The following is a 15221-nucleotide window of genomic DNA, read 5'->3' on the forward strand; positions in this document are numbered from 1 at the left end:
AAATGGCTACAATCGTGCCATGGCCACTACCAACGTTTCCTTTCGAACCGCACGCACGCAACAGCTGGCAGAAGCACTGCAGGATGCGCGGCATTATACGCTGCGTCTCTTCGAATGCTTTGTGGACGCGGGACTGGATAATCCCGTCCGCGTGCCGCAGCTGCGCATCGTTAATCCGCCGCTGTGGGAGCTGGGCCATACCGCCTGGTTCACCGAATGGTTTGTGCTGCGCGAGGCCGCGTCGAGCCATCCGGCGGACGCGCAGGGCAATTCGCTGCTGAGCAAGGGTGACGACTGGTTCGATTCCAACACGGTCCCGCACCGCAACCGCTGGACGCTGGACCTGCCGAGCACCGGCGGTGTGAAAACCTATTGCCATGAAGTGCTGGACCGCGTGCTGGACAAGCTGACACGCGAGGCGAATGTGGACGAAGCGCTGTATCCCTACCGCCTGGCACTGGCGCACGAGGACATGCACGGCGAGGCATTCCTCTACAGCCTGCAGACGCTCGGCCTCGCCGCGCCGCCGCAGCTCACGCACGACGAGCAGAGTTTCAGCGCGCCATCGGAGATCGCCTTCCCCGGCGGTTCGATACAGCTGGGCAGCTCGGCCAGCGTGGGCGGCTTCATGTTCGATAACGAGAAGTTCGCGCATTCCTGCTACGTGCCGCCGTTCCGTATGGATTCCACGCTGGTGACGAACGCGCAGTTCGCCGATTTCATCGCCGATGGCGGCTATGACAACCGGCAGTTCTGGAGCCTGAGCGGCGCGGATTGGCTGATGCGGCAGGAACGCTCGGCACCGCGCTACTGGCAGCGCGAGGGCAGCCAGTGGCGCACCATGCGCTTCGGGCAGCTATGCACGCTGGCGGCGCATGAACCGGTGCGGCACATCACGCTGTATGAGGCCCAGGCTTACTGTGCCTGGGCGGGGCGCCGTTTGCCGACTGAATCAGAATGGGAGTATGCGGCGCTGCATGGCCATCCAGCTTTCCGCTGGGGGCAGCTGTGGGAGTGGACGGCGTCGCCGTTCGAGCCCTATCCGGGCTTCACGCCGGACCGCTACCGCGAGTATTCCCAGCCTTGGTTCAGCACGCACCAGGTGCTGCGCGGCGCTTCGTTCGCCACGCCGTCGCGCTTTGGTTCCGCCAAATTCCGCAATTTCTACATGCCGGAGCGCGACGACATCTTCTGCGGCTTCCGTACCTGCGCCTGGAACGGATAAAAAAAGCGCAACCGGAGTTGCGCTTTGATTTTTTACTTTTTCAGGTGGTCGTCCAGCCAGCCGATCACGGTGTGGTGCCACAGGATCGAGTTGGCGGGCTTCAGTACCCAGTGGTTCTCATCCGGGAACACCAGCAGCTTGCTTTCGATGCCGCGGCGCTGCAGCGCTGCGAAGGTGCCGAGCGACTGGGTGGTCGGCACGCGGAAGTCCAGGTCGCCCTGTACCACCAGCATCGGCGTCTTCCACTTCGCCACGTGGTGCACGGGGTTGTGCTTCTCGTAGGCTTCCGGCTTGTCGTAATAGGTGCCGCCGTTTTCCCATTCGGTGAACCACAGTTCTTCCGTCGCATAGGCCATGCCGCGCTGGTCGAAGATGCCGTCGTGGTTGACGATGCACTTGAAGCCATCGCTCCAGTTACCGGCGATCCAGTTCATCATGAAGCCGCCGTATGAGGCGCCCAGTGCGCAGCTGCGCTCGCGGTCCAGCCAGGAATACTTCTGCGCAGCGGCTTCCAGGCCCTTCTGCAGGTCTTCCAGCGGCTTGCCGCCCCAGTCGCCGCTGATCGAATCCGTGAAGGCCTGGCCGTAGCCGGTCGAGCCGTGGAAGTCGATGAACACGGTGGCGTAGCCGGCGCCCGCATACACCTGCGGATTCCAGCGGTAGCTCCAGGAGTTGCCGAAGCTGCCTTGCGGGCCGCCGTGCACGAGGAAGGCCACCGGATATTTCTTGCCCGGTTCGGCGTTCCATGGCTTCATCACGTGGCCGTAGACGGTTTCACCGTTCGCGCCCTTGAAGGAGAACTGCTCGAATTCGCCCATGCGCACATCTTTCAGGCGCTCGGCGTTCAACTGCGTCAGCTGCTCCTGCTTCGAACCGGACAGCTTGAACAGCTGCGCGCCGGAAGACAGGCTGGCTTGCGCCATCACGATGGTGTCGCGCTTCGCGTCGAAGTCGGCCACGTAGCCCTTGTCCGTCAGCGGCGTGACCTTGCCGTTTGCGGTGTCGATGGAGAACAGGCGGTGCTGGCCGATATCGTCAGCCGTCGCCAGCATGGCTTTGCCGTCCGGACGCCAGCGCATATCGGCAATCGAACGGTCCCACTGTTCTGCCACCACGCGTTTCTTGCCGGTGGCGAGGTCGATCAGCTTCAGGTGGAAGCGGTCGGCTTCGAAGCCGGGACGCTTCATCGCCAGGTAGGCCAGCGTTTTGCCATCCGGCGAGAACTGTGGCTTGGTGTCCCAGGCGGGATTGTCGGCGGTCAGGTTGCGCGGCGCGGCGCCGCCTTCGGCCGGCACCTGGTACAGGTCGAAGTTGGTGGACCAGGATTCGGACTTGCCTGCGGCACGCACCGAGAACACGATGCTCTTGCCGTCCGGGCTGAAAGTGTATTCGCCACGGTCGCCGAATGGCTTGGACGGCACGTCGCCGTCGATGGCGCCGCTCAGGCTGACCGGCGCCGCACTGATGCGGCCCGCAGCGTCGATCGGCGCGCTGTACAGCACATTGCGGCGGCCGTCGGCCCAGGTATCCCAGTGGCGCACGAACATTTCGGTGTAGACGCGGCCGGTGGCCTTGCCCTTGTTCTCGGCGCGTTTTTTGGTGCAGGCCAGGTCCGGGCAGTCGCGGAAGACGGAGAAGGTGAGCGCCACGCGGTCGCCCTTCGGCGAGACGTGGAAGCTTTCGACATCGACCGGCGTATCGGTGATGCGCACCGCTTCGCCGCCGTGCATCGACAGGCGCCACAGCTGCGAGGAACCGGAGCGTGACGACAGGAAGTACACCGCGTCGCCGTTGGCCGACCATTCGGGATCGGTGCTGGAGGCATCGGCCTGGGTCAGCTGCACGGGCGCCGCTTTCGGATTGCGCAGGTCCAGCATCCACAGCTGCGTATTGCCGCGGTTCTTTTCCATATTGGTGCTGCGCACGGTGTAGATCACGCGGCTTGCATCGGGCGACAGGGCAGGGCTGCCCACGCGGTCCATGCTCGCGAGGTCTTCGACGGTGAGCCCTCGTGGGGCAGCCATCGCGGTGCTTGCGGCCGCAAGGGCGCCAAGGACCAGAAGTCGTAGAGTCATTCGGTATCTCCGGTGTATGAATTGGACGGCCGGACGCGCCGGCCCGGCGCGCATGATACCAGCTTGCGCTCGTGATCAGAACGGCAGTTCCTCGGCACGCCGCGCAGGGCGCGGCCGGCAGCCCGCAGGGGGGGGCACGATTGACGGAGTGACTCCAAGCAACTTTCATTGTAATAGTGCATAATTTGTCCAGGACAAAAGTGGTTTATCTCAATTAAGGAGCAAATATGGACTATTTTCGGAAGCTCGGCATTGGCGCCAGGCTGACCCTCGGGTTCGGTACGCTGGTGGTGCTGATGCTGGTGCTTGCGACTTTTTCCCTGTCGCGGCTGGCTGCCATCGAGGATGCGATGCAGGCCCAGAACCGCGTGGAGGAGGCCAAGCTGGCGCCGCTGTATGCTGCCCGTGAAGCGCTGGCGCAAACCGGGCTGGCGGCGCGCAATGCCTACATCTTCACCGCGGAAGCCGATGCGCAGCGTGAGCTCGATATCCTGGACCAGCAGAAAGCGGCCTACCTGGCGGCACTGGACAAGATGGCGCCGGCCTTTGCCGGCGACGCCCAATTCGAAAAAGTGCGCAGCGGGCTGCTTGCCATGGCCGAGGAACTGAAGCGCCCGCGCGCTTTCCGCAATGACGGCAAGCTGGAAGAGTATGGCCGTTTTCTGGTCAACGAATGCAGTCCCCTGCGGCGCCGCATCGTTGCCGATATCGAAGTGACCGTGCGCGCTGCAGAACAGGAACTGGCGCTTGCCAATCACGCCGCTGAAGGGGAGTACCGCGCCGCGGTGAAGAGCATCATTGCCGAAGCCGCATTCACACTGCTGGTGTGCATTGTCATTGCCTGGCTCATCACGCGCCACCTGCTGCGGCAGCTTGGCGGCGAGCCCGCCTATGCGGCCCGCATCGCCGGCCGCATCGCGCAGGGAGAGCTGGCGCTTGCGATCGACGTGCGCGATGGCGACGACAGCAGCCTGCTGTTCGACATCAAGGCGATGCGTGACCGGCTGGCCTCCATCGTCGGGCAGGTGCGCAGCCGCAGCGACACGATGGCAGCCGAAACGGCGGAGATCGCGGCCGGCAACCGTGAGCTGTCCGTGCGGACCGAACACCAGGCCGATGCGCTGAGCCGTATCGCGGCCGCCATGGAGGAGCTTACCAATACGGTCAAGCAGAATGCTGGCAATGCGGACCAGGCCAATGCACTGGCGCTGTCGGCTTCCGAGGTGTCCGAGGAGGGCGGTCGTGTGGTGGAGCGGGTGGTGGTGACCATGGATTCGATCCGCGAATCATCGCGCAAGATCGTGGACATCATCAGCGTCATCGACGGCCTCGCCTTCCAGACCAATATTCTGGCCCTGAACGCCGCAGTGGAAGCGGCGCGCGCCGGCGAACAGGGACGTGGATTCGCGGTGGTGGCGAGCGAAGTGCGCAACCTTGCGCAGCGCTCGGCCGCGGCGGCGCGGGAGATCAAATCGTTGATCGACGATTCGGTGGACAAGGTGCGTAGCGGCTCGGCGCTGGTGGAAGAGGCGGGCGGTACCATGACGAAGGTGGTGGACAGCGTGCGCCAGGTGACGGCCATCATGGGCGAGATCTCGTCGGCCAGCCGGGAGCAGAGCGCGCGGATCGGCCAGGTGAATACGGAGATTGCGGAGATGGATGAACTGACCCGGCAGAACACCGGGCTGGTGGAAGAAGCCGCGGCGGCGGCGCAGGCGCTGCAGGATCAGGCTGCAGCGCTGGCCGGCATGGTGGGCATTTTCAGGCTGGCGCCCGCGCAGGGCATGAAGCGGCTGCCGGCCGGCTCCGCTACTTCCGCGCTGCGCATTGCGGCAAGCGTTTAAGGGTAGAGGCCCCGCACTTCGCGCGCCTGCAGCACGCGGGTGCAGGCGAGGATGAAGGTGGCGGTGCGCAGCGAAACCTTCTTGTCCTGCGACACTTCCCATACCGCGTTGAAGGCGTCCTGCATGATGCGGGTCAGGCGGGCGTTGATTTCGTCCTCGCTCCAGAAGAAGCTGGAGAAGTCCTGCACCCACTCGAAGTAGGACACGGTTACGCCGCCGGCATTGGCCAGCACGTCCGGCACGATCAGGATGTCCTTGTCGTTCAGGATGTCGTCCGCTTCCGGCGTGGTCGGGCCGTTGGCGCCTTCCAGGATGATCTTGGTGCGGATCTTCGGCGCGTTGGCTGCCGTGATCTGCTGTTCCAGCGCGGCCGGAATCAGGATGTCGGACTCGATGCCCCAGAAGGCGTCGCGGTCCAGCGTCTGTTCCGCGCCCGGGAAGCCGGCCACGCCGCCTGCTTCGGCCACGTGTTTGTGCAGCAGCGCCACATTCAGGCCGCCCTGGTTGACCACGGTGCCGGTGTGGTCCTGCACGGCGATGACCTTGGAGCCCGCTTCCGCGAACATGGTTGCGGCCACGCCGCCCACATTGCCGAAGCCCTGCACTGCGATGCGTGCGCCTTCGATGGCCACGCCGCGTTTGGCAGCCGCCTCGCGGCCCACCACGAACACGCCGCGGCCGGTCGCTTCGCGGCGGCCCAGCGAGCCGCCCAGCGAGACCGGCTTGCCGGTGACGACGCCAGTGGAGAGATTACCTTCGATCATGGCGTAGGAGTCCATCATCCATGCCATCACCTGTTCGTTGGTGTTGACGTCCGGCGCAGGAATGTCCTTGGTCGGGCCGATGATCAGGCTGATTTCGCTGGTGTAGCGGCGGGTCAGGCGCTGCAGTTCGCCGCGCGACAGGGTCTTGGGATCGACACGGATGCCGCCTTTGGCGCCGCCGTACGGCACGTTCACGGCCGCATTCTTCACCGTCATCCATGCCGACAGCGCCATCACTTCGGACAGCGTTACGTCCTGGTGGAAGCGCACACCGCCTTTGCCTGGACCGCGCGACATATTGTGCTGCACGCGGTAGCCCTCGAAGTGAGCGATGCTGCCATCGTCGCGCTCGATAGGCACGTCAACGGTGAGGATGCGCTTCGGGCGCTTCAGCGTTTCCACCCAGCGCGACAGGCTGCCGAGGTGAGGGGTGACGCGGTCGATCTGCTGCAGGTATTGGCCCCATGGTCCGAGATCGTCGGCGTTGAGGTAGGAAGGCAGTGCGTGGCTGGTCATGATATGACTCCTGATTCGCGGTGTTTGGATGGCGCGAATCATATGCCCGCAGCCGCTGGCGCGGCCAATGCTGTTGGTGCATCTAACTATGCAAATTTTGCATAACGAGGAAATCCCAGAGTTTTGCCACGATGGGCTTGCCAGGCCGCTGCGGCGACGGGCGCTCGCGGTACAGGCGGATTTCCATCTCGATGGTCCACTGGTCGTTGCCCTTGTCGGCGCGCGCCAGCAGCTTCGATTTCACTTCGCGCGTGACGGCCGATTCGGGCAGGAAGGCGATGCCGCGGCCTTCCAGCGCCATCATCTTCAGGCCTTCGGCCATATCGGTTTCGTAATGCGTTTCCAGGTGCAGCGCCGGTTTCGCGTCGTGCAGGATCAGGTCCACCATGCGCGCCAGGTAGGCGCTGTGGGTATAGGAGAGGAAGGGCAGCGGGGCGTTCTTGCGGCCCGGCAGTTCGAATTCGGGCTCGCGCGATCTGTTGCAACGGGCGTAGGCGCGCAGCGCTTCGCGGCCCATCACCAGCATGTCGTAGCGGCCCGGGTCGAGCTGCACCGGCTGGCGCGGATGGTGGTAGCACAGCAGCAGGTCGCAGCCGCCTTCCACCAGCTGCAGCACGGCGTCGTGCACGTTCAGCGCCATCAGGCGGCTGTTGATCGGCGCGAATTCCGCTTCCAGTGCCGTCAGCCACTTCGGCACGAAGGTCAGCGACAGCGTGTGCGGCACGGCGAGGTCGATGCTGGTCTGGGCGGCGGCACGCTTGTTGCGCAGCAGTTCGCGCACGCCGTTGATCTGGCCCAGCATCTCCAGCGCCTGCTCGTAGAACACCAGCCCCGCAGGCGTGATGCGGGTAGGGTAGGAGGTGCGGTCCACCAGGTCGGTGCCCAGCCAGTTTTCCAGCGACTGGATGCGGCGCGAGAAGGCCGGCTGGGTCACGTGCCGCAACTGCGCGGAGCGGCTGAAGTTATTGGTTTCGCAAAGGGAGATGAAGTCTTCCAGCCATTTGGTTTCCATGCTTCGTGCGTCCGCGCAGTCGAGAAGGCGCCATTCTAACTTGCCTGGATAGTGCGCATCGGCGTGAACAGCCAGGCCAGCAGCGCAAACAGCGCCAGTCCGCCGCCGGCCACGGCAAACAGCTGCGCCAGCGTGACATGCTGCAGCAGCCAGCCGGTGGCGGCCGCCGACAGCGGCGCAAGGCCCATGAAGATGAACATGAAGAGGCTCATGGCGCGGCCTATCATCTGCGGCGCCACGCGGCGCTGGATCCAGGTGAACACGGCAATCTGCATGAAGCCGCCCACCACGCCCACCGCCAGCAGCAGGGCGATGCCCTGTGCCGTCGAGGAGATGGCGCCCAAAGGCATCAGCAGGAGCCCGGCCAGCGCATCGCCCAGCAGCAGCATCGCGCCGAAAGGCAGCAGTGCCGCCAGCCGCTTGCCCACAGCCGATGCTGCCATGCCCAGCAGCGTGCCCGCGCCATGCGCGCCCACCAACACGCCGAAAGCGGCGGCGCTGTGCAGCGTGTCCTTGGCCAGCACCGGCAATGCAACCTGGATCGCGCCGCCGATGAAGAAGGACACCATGCCCCAGTAGATGAAGCACAGGCGCAGAGAGGCGTCGCGCCAGACCGCGGCGATGCCGGATGCGACCGCGCGCAGCAACTGCTTTTCCGGTTCCCGCTGCGGCGCCGGCAGCAGTGTTACGTTGGCCAGCGTCCAGGCGGACAGCAGGAAGGTGGCGCAGTCGATGGCGAAGGCCAGGCCAAGAGCGCGCATGTCCTGCACGCTGCCGCCGCCGCCTGCCAGGGCGATCATCAGCGCCGCCAGCAGCGGACCGGCCAGCATCGTCAATTGCCGCATGCCCAGCATCATGCCGTTCGCGGCCTGCAGCAACTGCGGCGGCAGCGCGCGCGGCGACATCGAGGTGGCCGACGGAATCGAGAAGGCCTGCGCCAGGCCGATGCCTAAGGCCAGCAGGTAGACCAGGGGCAGCGTGGCCTGTCCTGCAAACGTCAGCGCCGCCAGCACGGCCATCAGCGCGGCGTTGATGAACTTCGTCTGCATCAGCACACTCTTCGGCGAATAGCGGTCCACCAGCGCGCCGCCGATCAGGATGAAGACCGCGCGCGGAACGCTCATGAGCGCGATCACGAGGCCCAGCGCCAGCGGGTCGCCGGTGAGCTTGAGCACCAGCCAGGGCAGCGCGATCAGCGTGAACTGGTCGCCCAGCATGGACAGCAGGCCACCCGCCGCCAGCCAGCGGAAGTTGGCGTTGGCGCGTACGGCCGCGCGCGGATCGGCCGGCGCATTCATGCCAGGTTCCCCAGCACGGTGCTCAGCGCCGCCAGCTCTTCCTGCTTTGCATTGCGCAGCAGCTCCTTGCAGATTTCACGTGCGACGGGCAGGGCGTTATCCAGCATGTCGTGGCCGGCGGGCGTGAGCAGGGCATAGCTGACGCGCGCATCGCGTTCGTCCGAGCGGCGCGCGACCACGCCGATCTTCTCCAGCGGCAGCAGGGAACGGGTAACGCCGGACGCGGTCAGGCCCTGCCTGTCGGCCAGATCCACGCGGCGCAGGCGGCCGCCGGGCGCATTGGCGAGGTGGTTCAGCAGCATGAAGTCGCCGAAACTGAGGCCGAAATGGCCGCCCAGGGCCGCGTCGAGGCGGCGCACGACGGCGGCGTGGGCGCGCGCCAGGCGCAGGCAGAAATCGAGGGCCTGGCCCTCATCCGGGGTAATCATTGCAAACTCCATGAGATATACTTGATTGCGCAAGTATATCGCGGTTTCTTGCCGCGCGCCATAAAAACCGGGATTTTTTTGCAGGGGTATCATTGAGGCATGAACCAACGCAGATCTTTCCTCAAAAGTTCGGTGGCGCTGGCTTCCGCATTGAGCATGCCAGCCCTGGCGCGGGCCGCCGTGGCCGCTCCGCATGAGCGCAGCCTGCGCTTCTACAACACCCACACCGGCGAAACCTTGCGGACCATGTTCTGGGCCGAGGGCGAGTTCATCCCCGATGCGCTGCAGGACATCAACCGCCTGCTGCGCGACCACCGCAGCAATACGGTGGCGCCCATCGACCCTGAACTGATCGTGTTGCTGAACAAGGTGAGCACCCAGTTCGGCAGCAATAATGTGATCCACGTGATCTCGGGCTACCGCTCGCCGGAAACCAACCGCAAACTGGCTGAAGCCAGCGGCGGCGTGGCGAAGCACAGCATGCACCTGGAAGGAAAGGCGATCGATGTGCGCATTCCGGGCTATGACCTGAACGACCTGCGCAAGGCCGCCCTGGCCCAGAAGCGCGGCGGCGTGGGCTACTACCCCGATTCGAAGTTCGTGCACATGGACACGGGGCGCGTGCGGCACTGGTAATTACTGCACCTGCGCCGTCAGCAGCGGGTAGGGGTTGACCGGCGTGCCTTCCCACCAGTTCTTTTTTGCATCCAGTTCAAAGATGGCGAAGTGCAGGTGCGGCGTGGCCGGATCCGCGTTGCCGCTGGTGCCCACATAGCCGATCATCTCTCCGCGGCGGATATCCTGGCCTTCCTTCAGGTTCGGCGCGTAGCGGTCCAGGTGGGCGTAGTAGTAGGAATACTTTTCCAGCACATCGTACTGATACACCGTGAGGCCGCCCGGCTTGCTGGTGAAGAGCTTCACGATCTTGCCGTCAGCAACCGCGAACACCGGCGTGCCCTTGGGCGCGAGGATATCCAGCGCTTCATGCTTGCGCTCCGTGCCGCGGGCTTGGTTGAAAGTGTCGGTCAACTCCTTTGCGCTCACACCCGCCACCGGCAGCAGCAGCGGTTCGGTGGCGACCTGCAGGTTGGTGGGCACGCTGGTGGCGGCGGCAGGCACCGGTACCGGCGTGGCCGCAGGCGCGGGCACGGATACCGGCGGTTCCGCCGGCGCCGTTGCTGCCGCAACCGGTGCGGCGGCAGGTGTTGCGGTGGCAGGCGCCGTCTGCAGCGCCGCTACCGGCACCGACCTGCCAAGGTAAAGCACAGCCGCCACAACGCCGATTGCAACGCCGAGCAGCAAAGTCACGAGCCATTTCATCGCAGCCTCCTTTTGTTATCGACTCACTCCTGCAGGAGCACGGGGAACCCGGGCTTCACCTGGCCTGCCACCTCCATGGCATGCCAGTTCGTCAGCCGGATGCAGCCGTGCGATTCGGTTTTGCCGATGCTGCCCGGTTCCGGCGTTCCATGAATGCCGTAGTGGTCGATCGACAGGTCTATCCATACCACGCCGACCGGGTTGTTCGGGCCGGGCGGAATCCGCGCCTTGCCTTCACCCGGATCGGCATCCCAGAACAGCTTGGGGTTGTAGTTGAAATGGGGGTTGCGGCCTACGCCATTGATCTTCCATTCGCCGACCGGCAGCGGATCATGCTCGCTGCCGGTGCTGGACGGGAACTGCGCGATGGCGCGGCCTGCCGCGTCAAGCAGCACCAGCACGCGCTCCGAACGGTCCACCAGCAGTTTGGCAGCAGGCGGCAGCGGCGCAATGCTTGCCACGTTCGGCACCGTGATCTGTTCACCGGCCACCGAGAAGTCCTTGCCCGGATTGAGCTGCTTCAGCAGGGCAGGGCTTGAGCGGAAGCGCTCGCCCAGCGCTTCGTCGATGCTGGCGAAGTTCAGGGCGCCGAGTTTTGCCTTGTCGGCCATGGATTCGGGAACTTTTGCGAAGGGGCCGGCAACGTCGGCGTCCGTGATCGTATATTGCGCAAGCGGCTGCTGGCCGTCGTCCAGCGCATCCCAGGTGGGCTTGTCCATCTTGCCGGTGACAGGCAGGCCGCGCGCTTTCTGGAAGCCGCTGATGGCCTGCTGCATATTGCTGCCGTATTTGCCGTCGATCTGTCCGGCCGAGAAATGGGCGCGTTCCAGCAGGATCTGGGCGCGCAGGTCAGGTGCGATATCGCCGGTTTGCGCCTGCGCCAGGGCGCTGGCAGCCAGCATGGTAAGGAATAGTTTTTTCATCAGCCCAGTGTGACGCGCACTGCCGGGCCGCTCTGTACGCTAGCGCACTTCGTGCGCGCAATGAAAAAAGGCCGCCGGATCGCACCGGCGGCCTCTTATTCAGGCATCAGCGATTAACGCTCGCCCCATGGACGGCGCGGTGCATCGCCCGAACGCGGGTTGCTGCCCTTGTAGCCACCGCTTGCTTCACGGCGGAAGCCGCCCTCGGAGCGGAAACCGCCTTCACGCGGCGCGCTTTCGCTGCGGAAGCCGCCTTCCTTGCGGTAGCCGCCTTCAGGACGCTGGCCTTCGCTGCGGAACGGTGCGCTCTCGCTGCGATAGTGGCCGCCGCCTTCACGCGGTGCGCCCGGCTTGCTGAAGGAACGCTGGCCCGGTTTGCGGCCATCGCCCGGCTTCCAGCCCGGACGTGTGGCCGAACGTGGAGGAGCGGTACGCTTCGGCTCGAAGCCTTCGATCACGTTGACCGGAATGGTCTGCTTGGTGAAGCGCTCGATGCGTTTCACATGCATGCCTTCGGCGTGGTTCACCAGCGAGATCGCCAGGCCATTGCGGCCGGCGCGGCCGGTACGGCCGATACGGTGCACATAGTCTTCCGGGAACTTCGGCAGGTCGTAGTTGAACACGTGGGTGATGTTCGGCACGTCGATGCCGCGCGCTGCCACGTCGGTCGCGACCAGCACTTTCACGTTGCCGCGGCGCAGGCCGTCCAGCGTGCGGTTGCGGGCGCCCTGGTGCATGTCGCCATGCAGTGCGGCGGCCGAGAAGCCGGCGATGTTCAGGCGGTCGGCAATGGTGTCTGCATCACGCTTGGTGGCGGTGAAGACCACGGCCTGGTCCAGCGTTTCATCGCGCAGCAGGTGGTCCAGCAGGCGGTTCTTGTGCGACAGGTCGTCCACGAAGTGCACGCGCTGCGAGATGTTCTCGTGCTTGGCGCTGGTGCTGCTGATCTGGATGGTCAGCGGGTCCTTGGTGATGCGGCGGGCCATATTACCCACCACGCCGTCCAGCGTAGCGGAGAACAGCATGGTCTGGCGCGATTCCGGCGTGGCGGCCACGATCTTCTCGATGTCGTCGATGAAGCCCATGTCCAGCATGCGGTCGGCTTCGTCCAGCACCAGGATCTGCAGCTGGGAGAAGTCGATCTTGCCCGATTCCATATGGTCGATCAGGCGGCCCGGCGTCGCCACCAGGATTTCAGGATTGCGCGACAGCAGCTGCATCTGCTTCGGATAAGGCATGCCGCCCAGGATGGACACAGCCTTGATGCGACGCAGGTTGACGGAGTACTTGTCGGTATTGGTGGTGACCTGCAAAGCCAGTTCGCGGGTCGGGGTCAGCACCAGCATTTTCGGCTGGGCTGGACGGAAACGTGGGCGCTCGCCGCGCGCTTGCGCAGCCTGGCGTTCCTGGTTCGGCGTGCGTGCGCCTTCCGCCGGCTCGATGCCGGCGAGACGGTGCAGCGACGGCAGCATGAAGGCTGCCGTCTTGCCGGAACCGGTTTGCGAGGACACCAGCAGGTCCTTGCCCTGAATCGCGGCCGGAACGGCCTGCTCCTGGACCGGGGTCGGCGCGGTATAGCCGGCGTCGGTCAGGGCTTTCAGGATGGACGGGTGGAGGCCTAGTGTTTCAAAACTCATTCGAATACTTTCGTAAAATTCATGCAAAAAAACGCAGACAACGTCAACCAAACGAAATGGATCTACACACTGAGAATAGAAATTTCGGCACAAAAGCTTTGCGCCGGGACGGTGTCATGGTGCGACACCAAAGGCGGGGGGGCTTTTTTAAGCGCTGTCCCTGGGGACGCGCGAAGGCTAGCGAAGCTGCTTGTCTGTGTTTGTGGCTGCCTGTTGCAGCGCACAAGACGACACTATACCGTACTTTCGGAATTCCTGCACAAATAAAGAATCAAGCGTGCGGGAGCGTTGACAAGTGTACCCGACGTGTATACGGTGTATACATGACCAGTCAGAACACCCAGCAGAAGATCCTGGCCTCCGCGCGCGAGCTGTTTGAGCGCGAAGGGCCGGCTGCCGTCAGCATGCGCCGCGTAGCCGACGCGGTGGGCATCACGCCGATGGCGATCTACCGCCATTTCCCGAATCGGGAAGCGCTGCTGAAGCGGATTTCGGACGACGCCTTCAACGAAGTGGCGCAAGTGTGGCTGGAACGCTCGCGCCATCCGGACGTGCTGCAAGGCCTGCTGCAATCGATGGAGAACTATCTCGACTACGCATTGCAACATCCGCACCTGTTCGACTATGCCTATTCCGTCTCGCGTGACGACGCGCGCCGCTTTCCCGAGGATTTCCGCGCCCGGCTGTCGCCGACCTTCAATGTCGTGGCGGACCTGCTGGCCGAGGGCATGCGGCGCGGCCTGCTGCGCAAGGCCGACCCCTGGGATATCGCCATGACACTCTGGGGACAGGCCCACGGCCTGATTTCCCTTTTCCGTGCCGGCCGTTTCAGCTACAGCGAAGCACAGTTCCGGGCCTTTTATCTTCAATCCTTGGGAGTTCTGTTCGATGGCATCAAACAGTAAGCGGCTTGCCGCAATAGCGTTCGCGCTGGCGAGCCTGGGCGCCTGCACCACCGTCCCGCGATCCGCCGGTGCGGACCGATGGCTGCTCACGGGCACGCAGCTCTACGTGGCGCCGGACCAACCGCCGCTCGCCAACGCATGGCTGGTTGTGAACGGCGGGAAGATCGAGGCGGTGGGCACTGCCGCACCGCCCGCGGGCATCCGCAACGAGGCTGCCTGCACGGGCGGTGTGATCGCCGCGGGGTTCCAGAACAGCCATGTGCACTTCGTCGATGACAAATTTGGCGGCGCCGCTACCCGCGCCGCCGGGGAGCTGGAACAGGGGCTGACGCAGATGCTGACGCGCTTCGGCTACACGACCGTGGTGGATACCGGCTCGATGCTGGCCGATACCGCCGCGCTGAGGCAGCGCATCGCCAGCGGCGACGTGCGCGGGCCGCGCATTCTCACGGCAGGTTCGCCGCTCTATCCGCACCAGGGAATTCCGGTCTACCTGAAGGACTTGCCGCCGGAGATTTTGCGGCAGCTGGCCCAGCCGGCAACGGCCGAAGCAGCGGTGGCCCACATCCGCGCCAACATCGCCGCCGGCGCTGATGGCACCAAGCTGTTTGTCGCATCCCCGATGGGGCGGGGCGAAATCCGGCGCATGGACCCGCAGATCGCCCGCGCGTCGGCGGAAGAGACGCACCGGCTGGGCGGACTTGTGATGGTGCACCCCACCGACCCGGAAGGCATTCGCGCGGCAGTGGCGGCCGGCGCCGACATTATCGTGCATACGACTATCGACCCGCCCGGTTCGGCCTGGAGTCCGCAACTGGTCTCGGAGATGGTCGCGCGCAAGGTGTCCGTGGTGCCTACATTGCAGTTGTGGCGCTACGAACTGGATAAGGCGCGCGTTCCCGGCGAGGTGCGGGAAAGAATTGTCGCCCTGGCTGAGCGGCAGCTCAAAGCCTTTGCCGACGCCGGCGGCCAGGTGCTGTTCGGCACCGACGTGGGCTATATGACGGAGTTCGACCCGGCCAGCGAATATACCCTGATGGCGCGGGCCGGCCTGACGCCGATGCAGATCCTTGCGTCGTTGACCACCGCGCCTGCCGCGCGCTGGCGCCAGGAAGCGCTGCGCGGGCGACTCCAGCCCGGCATGGCGGCGGACCTCGTGGTCCTGAACGGCGATCCGGCCGTGGACGTCAAGCGTTTCGGCGACGTGAAATGCACCATTGCATCCGGGCGCCTTATCTTCCAGCAGTAGGCCGTCCCGAGGCATAATACGTTTC

General features: G+C 64.8%; 13 protein-coding genes. 5 read left to right on the top strand and 8 right to left on the bottom strand.

Annotation, left to right across the window (positions count from 1 at the left end; translation table 11 throughout):
* Window positions 1-19: 19 nt before the first annotated feature.
* Window positions 20-1225: a selenoneine synthase SenA gene (gene senA, locus ACJRPG_RS05935; RefSeq protein WP_407999118.1), complete on the top strand. Its 1206-nt coding sequence runs from the start codon at window positions 20-22 to the stop codon at window positions 1223-1225.
* Between the two features lie 32 nt (window positions 1226-1257).
* Here senA and ACJRPG_RS05940 read toward each other — a convergent pair whose 3' ends face one another.
* Window positions 1258-3300: a S9 family peptidase gene (locus ACJRPG_RS05940; protein WP_407999119.1), complete on the bottom strand. Its 2043-nt coding sequence runs from the start codon at window positions 3298-3300 to the stop codon at window positions 1258-1260.
* Window positions 3301-3527: 227 nt separating this feature from the next.
* Here ACJRPG_RS05940 and ACJRPG_RS05945 point away from each other — a divergent pair, with 227 nt between their 5' ends.
* Window positions 3528-5144 carry a methyl-accepting chemotaxis protein gene (locus tag ACJRPG_RS05945; protein WP_407999120.1) on the top strand — a complete coding sequence of 539 codons (1617 nt, stop codon included), beginning with the start codon at window positions 3528-3530 and terminating at the stop codon, window positions 5142-5144.
* Here ACJRPG_RS05945 and ACJRPG_RS05950 read toward each other — a convergent pair.
* The 4 genes from ACJRPG_RS05950 to ACJRPG_RS05965 form a co-directional block, all read right to left on the bottom strand.
* A complete protein-coding gene (locus ACJRPG_RS05950) occupies window positions 5141-6424 on the bottom strand; it encodes a Glu/Leu/Phe/Val family dehydrogenase (RefSeq protein WP_407999121.1) in 1284 nt (427 codons plus the stop codon). The two genes, ACJRPG_RS05945 and ACJRPG_RS05950, sit on opposite strands and share 4 nt — an antisense overlap.
* Window positions 6425-6506: 82 nt before the next feature.
* A complete protein-coding gene (locus tag ACJRPG_RS05955; RefSeq protein ID WP_407999122.1) occupies window positions 6507-7436 on the bottom strand; it encodes a LysR family transcriptional regulator in 930 nt (309 codons plus the stop codon).
* 35 nt (window positions 7437-7471) lie between these two features.
* On the bottom strand, window positions 7472-8734 hold the full coding sequence (locus ACJRPG_RS05960; RefSeq protein ID WP_407999123.1) for an MFS transporter: 1263 nt from the start codon (window positions 8732-8734) through the stop codon (window positions 7472-7474).
* Window positions 8731-9162, bottom strand: a complete 432-nt coding sequence (locus tag ACJRPG_RS05965; protein ID WP_407999124.1) for a MarR family winged helix-turn-helix transcriptional regulator — start codon at window positions 9160-9162, stop codon at window positions 8731-8733. The genes ACJRPG_RS05960 and ACJRPG_RS05965 overlap by 4 nt, the downstream gene beginning before the upstream one ends.
* Before the next feature lie 99 nt (window positions 9163-9261).
* Here ACJRPG_RS05965 and mepK point away from each other — a divergent pair, with 99 nt between their 5' ends.
* Window positions 9262-9798, top strand: coding sequence for a peptidoglycan L,D-endopeptidase MepK (gene mepK, locus ACJRPG_RS05970; protein WP_407999125.1), 537 nt, complete (start codon window positions 9262-9264; stop codon window positions 9796-9798).
* Here the strand turns inward: mepK and ACJRPG_RS05975 are convergent, their stop codons facing one another.
* The 3 genes from ACJRPG_RS05975 to ACJRPG_RS05985 all read right to left on the bottom strand — a co-directional run bounded on the left by ACJRPG_RS05975 (window position 9799) and on the right by ACJRPG_RS05985 (window position 13042).
* Window positions 9799-10482, bottom strand: a complete 684-nt coding sequence (locus tag ACJRPG_RS05975; protein WP_407999126.1) for a M23 family metallopeptidase — start codon at window positions 10480-10482, stop codon at window positions 9799-9801.
* Between the two features lie 23 nt (window positions 10483-10505).
* Window positions 10506-11405, bottom strand: a complete 900-nt coding sequence (locus ACJRPG_RS05980; RefSeq protein WP_407999127.1) for a L,D-transpeptidase family protein — start codon at window positions 11403-11405, stop codon at window positions 10506-10508.
* A 113-nt stretch (window positions 11406-11518) separates the two neighbouring features.
* On the bottom strand, window positions 11519-13042 hold the full coding sequence (locus tag ACJRPG_RS05985; protein WP_407999128.1) for a DEAD/DEAH box helicase: 1524 nt from the start codon (window positions 13040-13042) through the stop codon (window positions 11519-11521).
* Between the two features lie 323 nt (window positions 13043-13365).
* Between ACJRPG_RS05985 and ACJRPG_RS05990 the strand changes: the two genes are divergently transcribed.
* On the top strand, window positions 13366-13947 hold the full coding sequence (locus ACJRPG_RS05990) for a TetR/AcrR family transcriptional regulator (protein WP_407999129.1): 582 nt from the start codon (window positions 13366-13368) through the stop codon (window positions 13945-13947).
* Window positions 13931-15196 (top strand): amidohydrolase family protein, encoded by a 1266-nt coding sequence (locus tag ACJRPG_RS05995; RefSeq protein WP_407999130.1) that lies wholly within the window; start codon window positions 13931-13933, stop codon window positions 15194-15196. Before ACJRPG_RS05990 ends, ACJRPG_RS05995 begins: the two co-directional genes overlap by 17 nt.
* Window positions 15197-15221 lie beyond the last annotated feature (25 nt).

Origin of the sequence: Pseudoduganella rhizocola (assembly GCF_045984285.3) — a bacterium.
GTDB lineage: Bacteria > Pseudomonadota > Gammaproteobacteria > Burkholderiales > Burkholderiaceae_D > Rugamonas.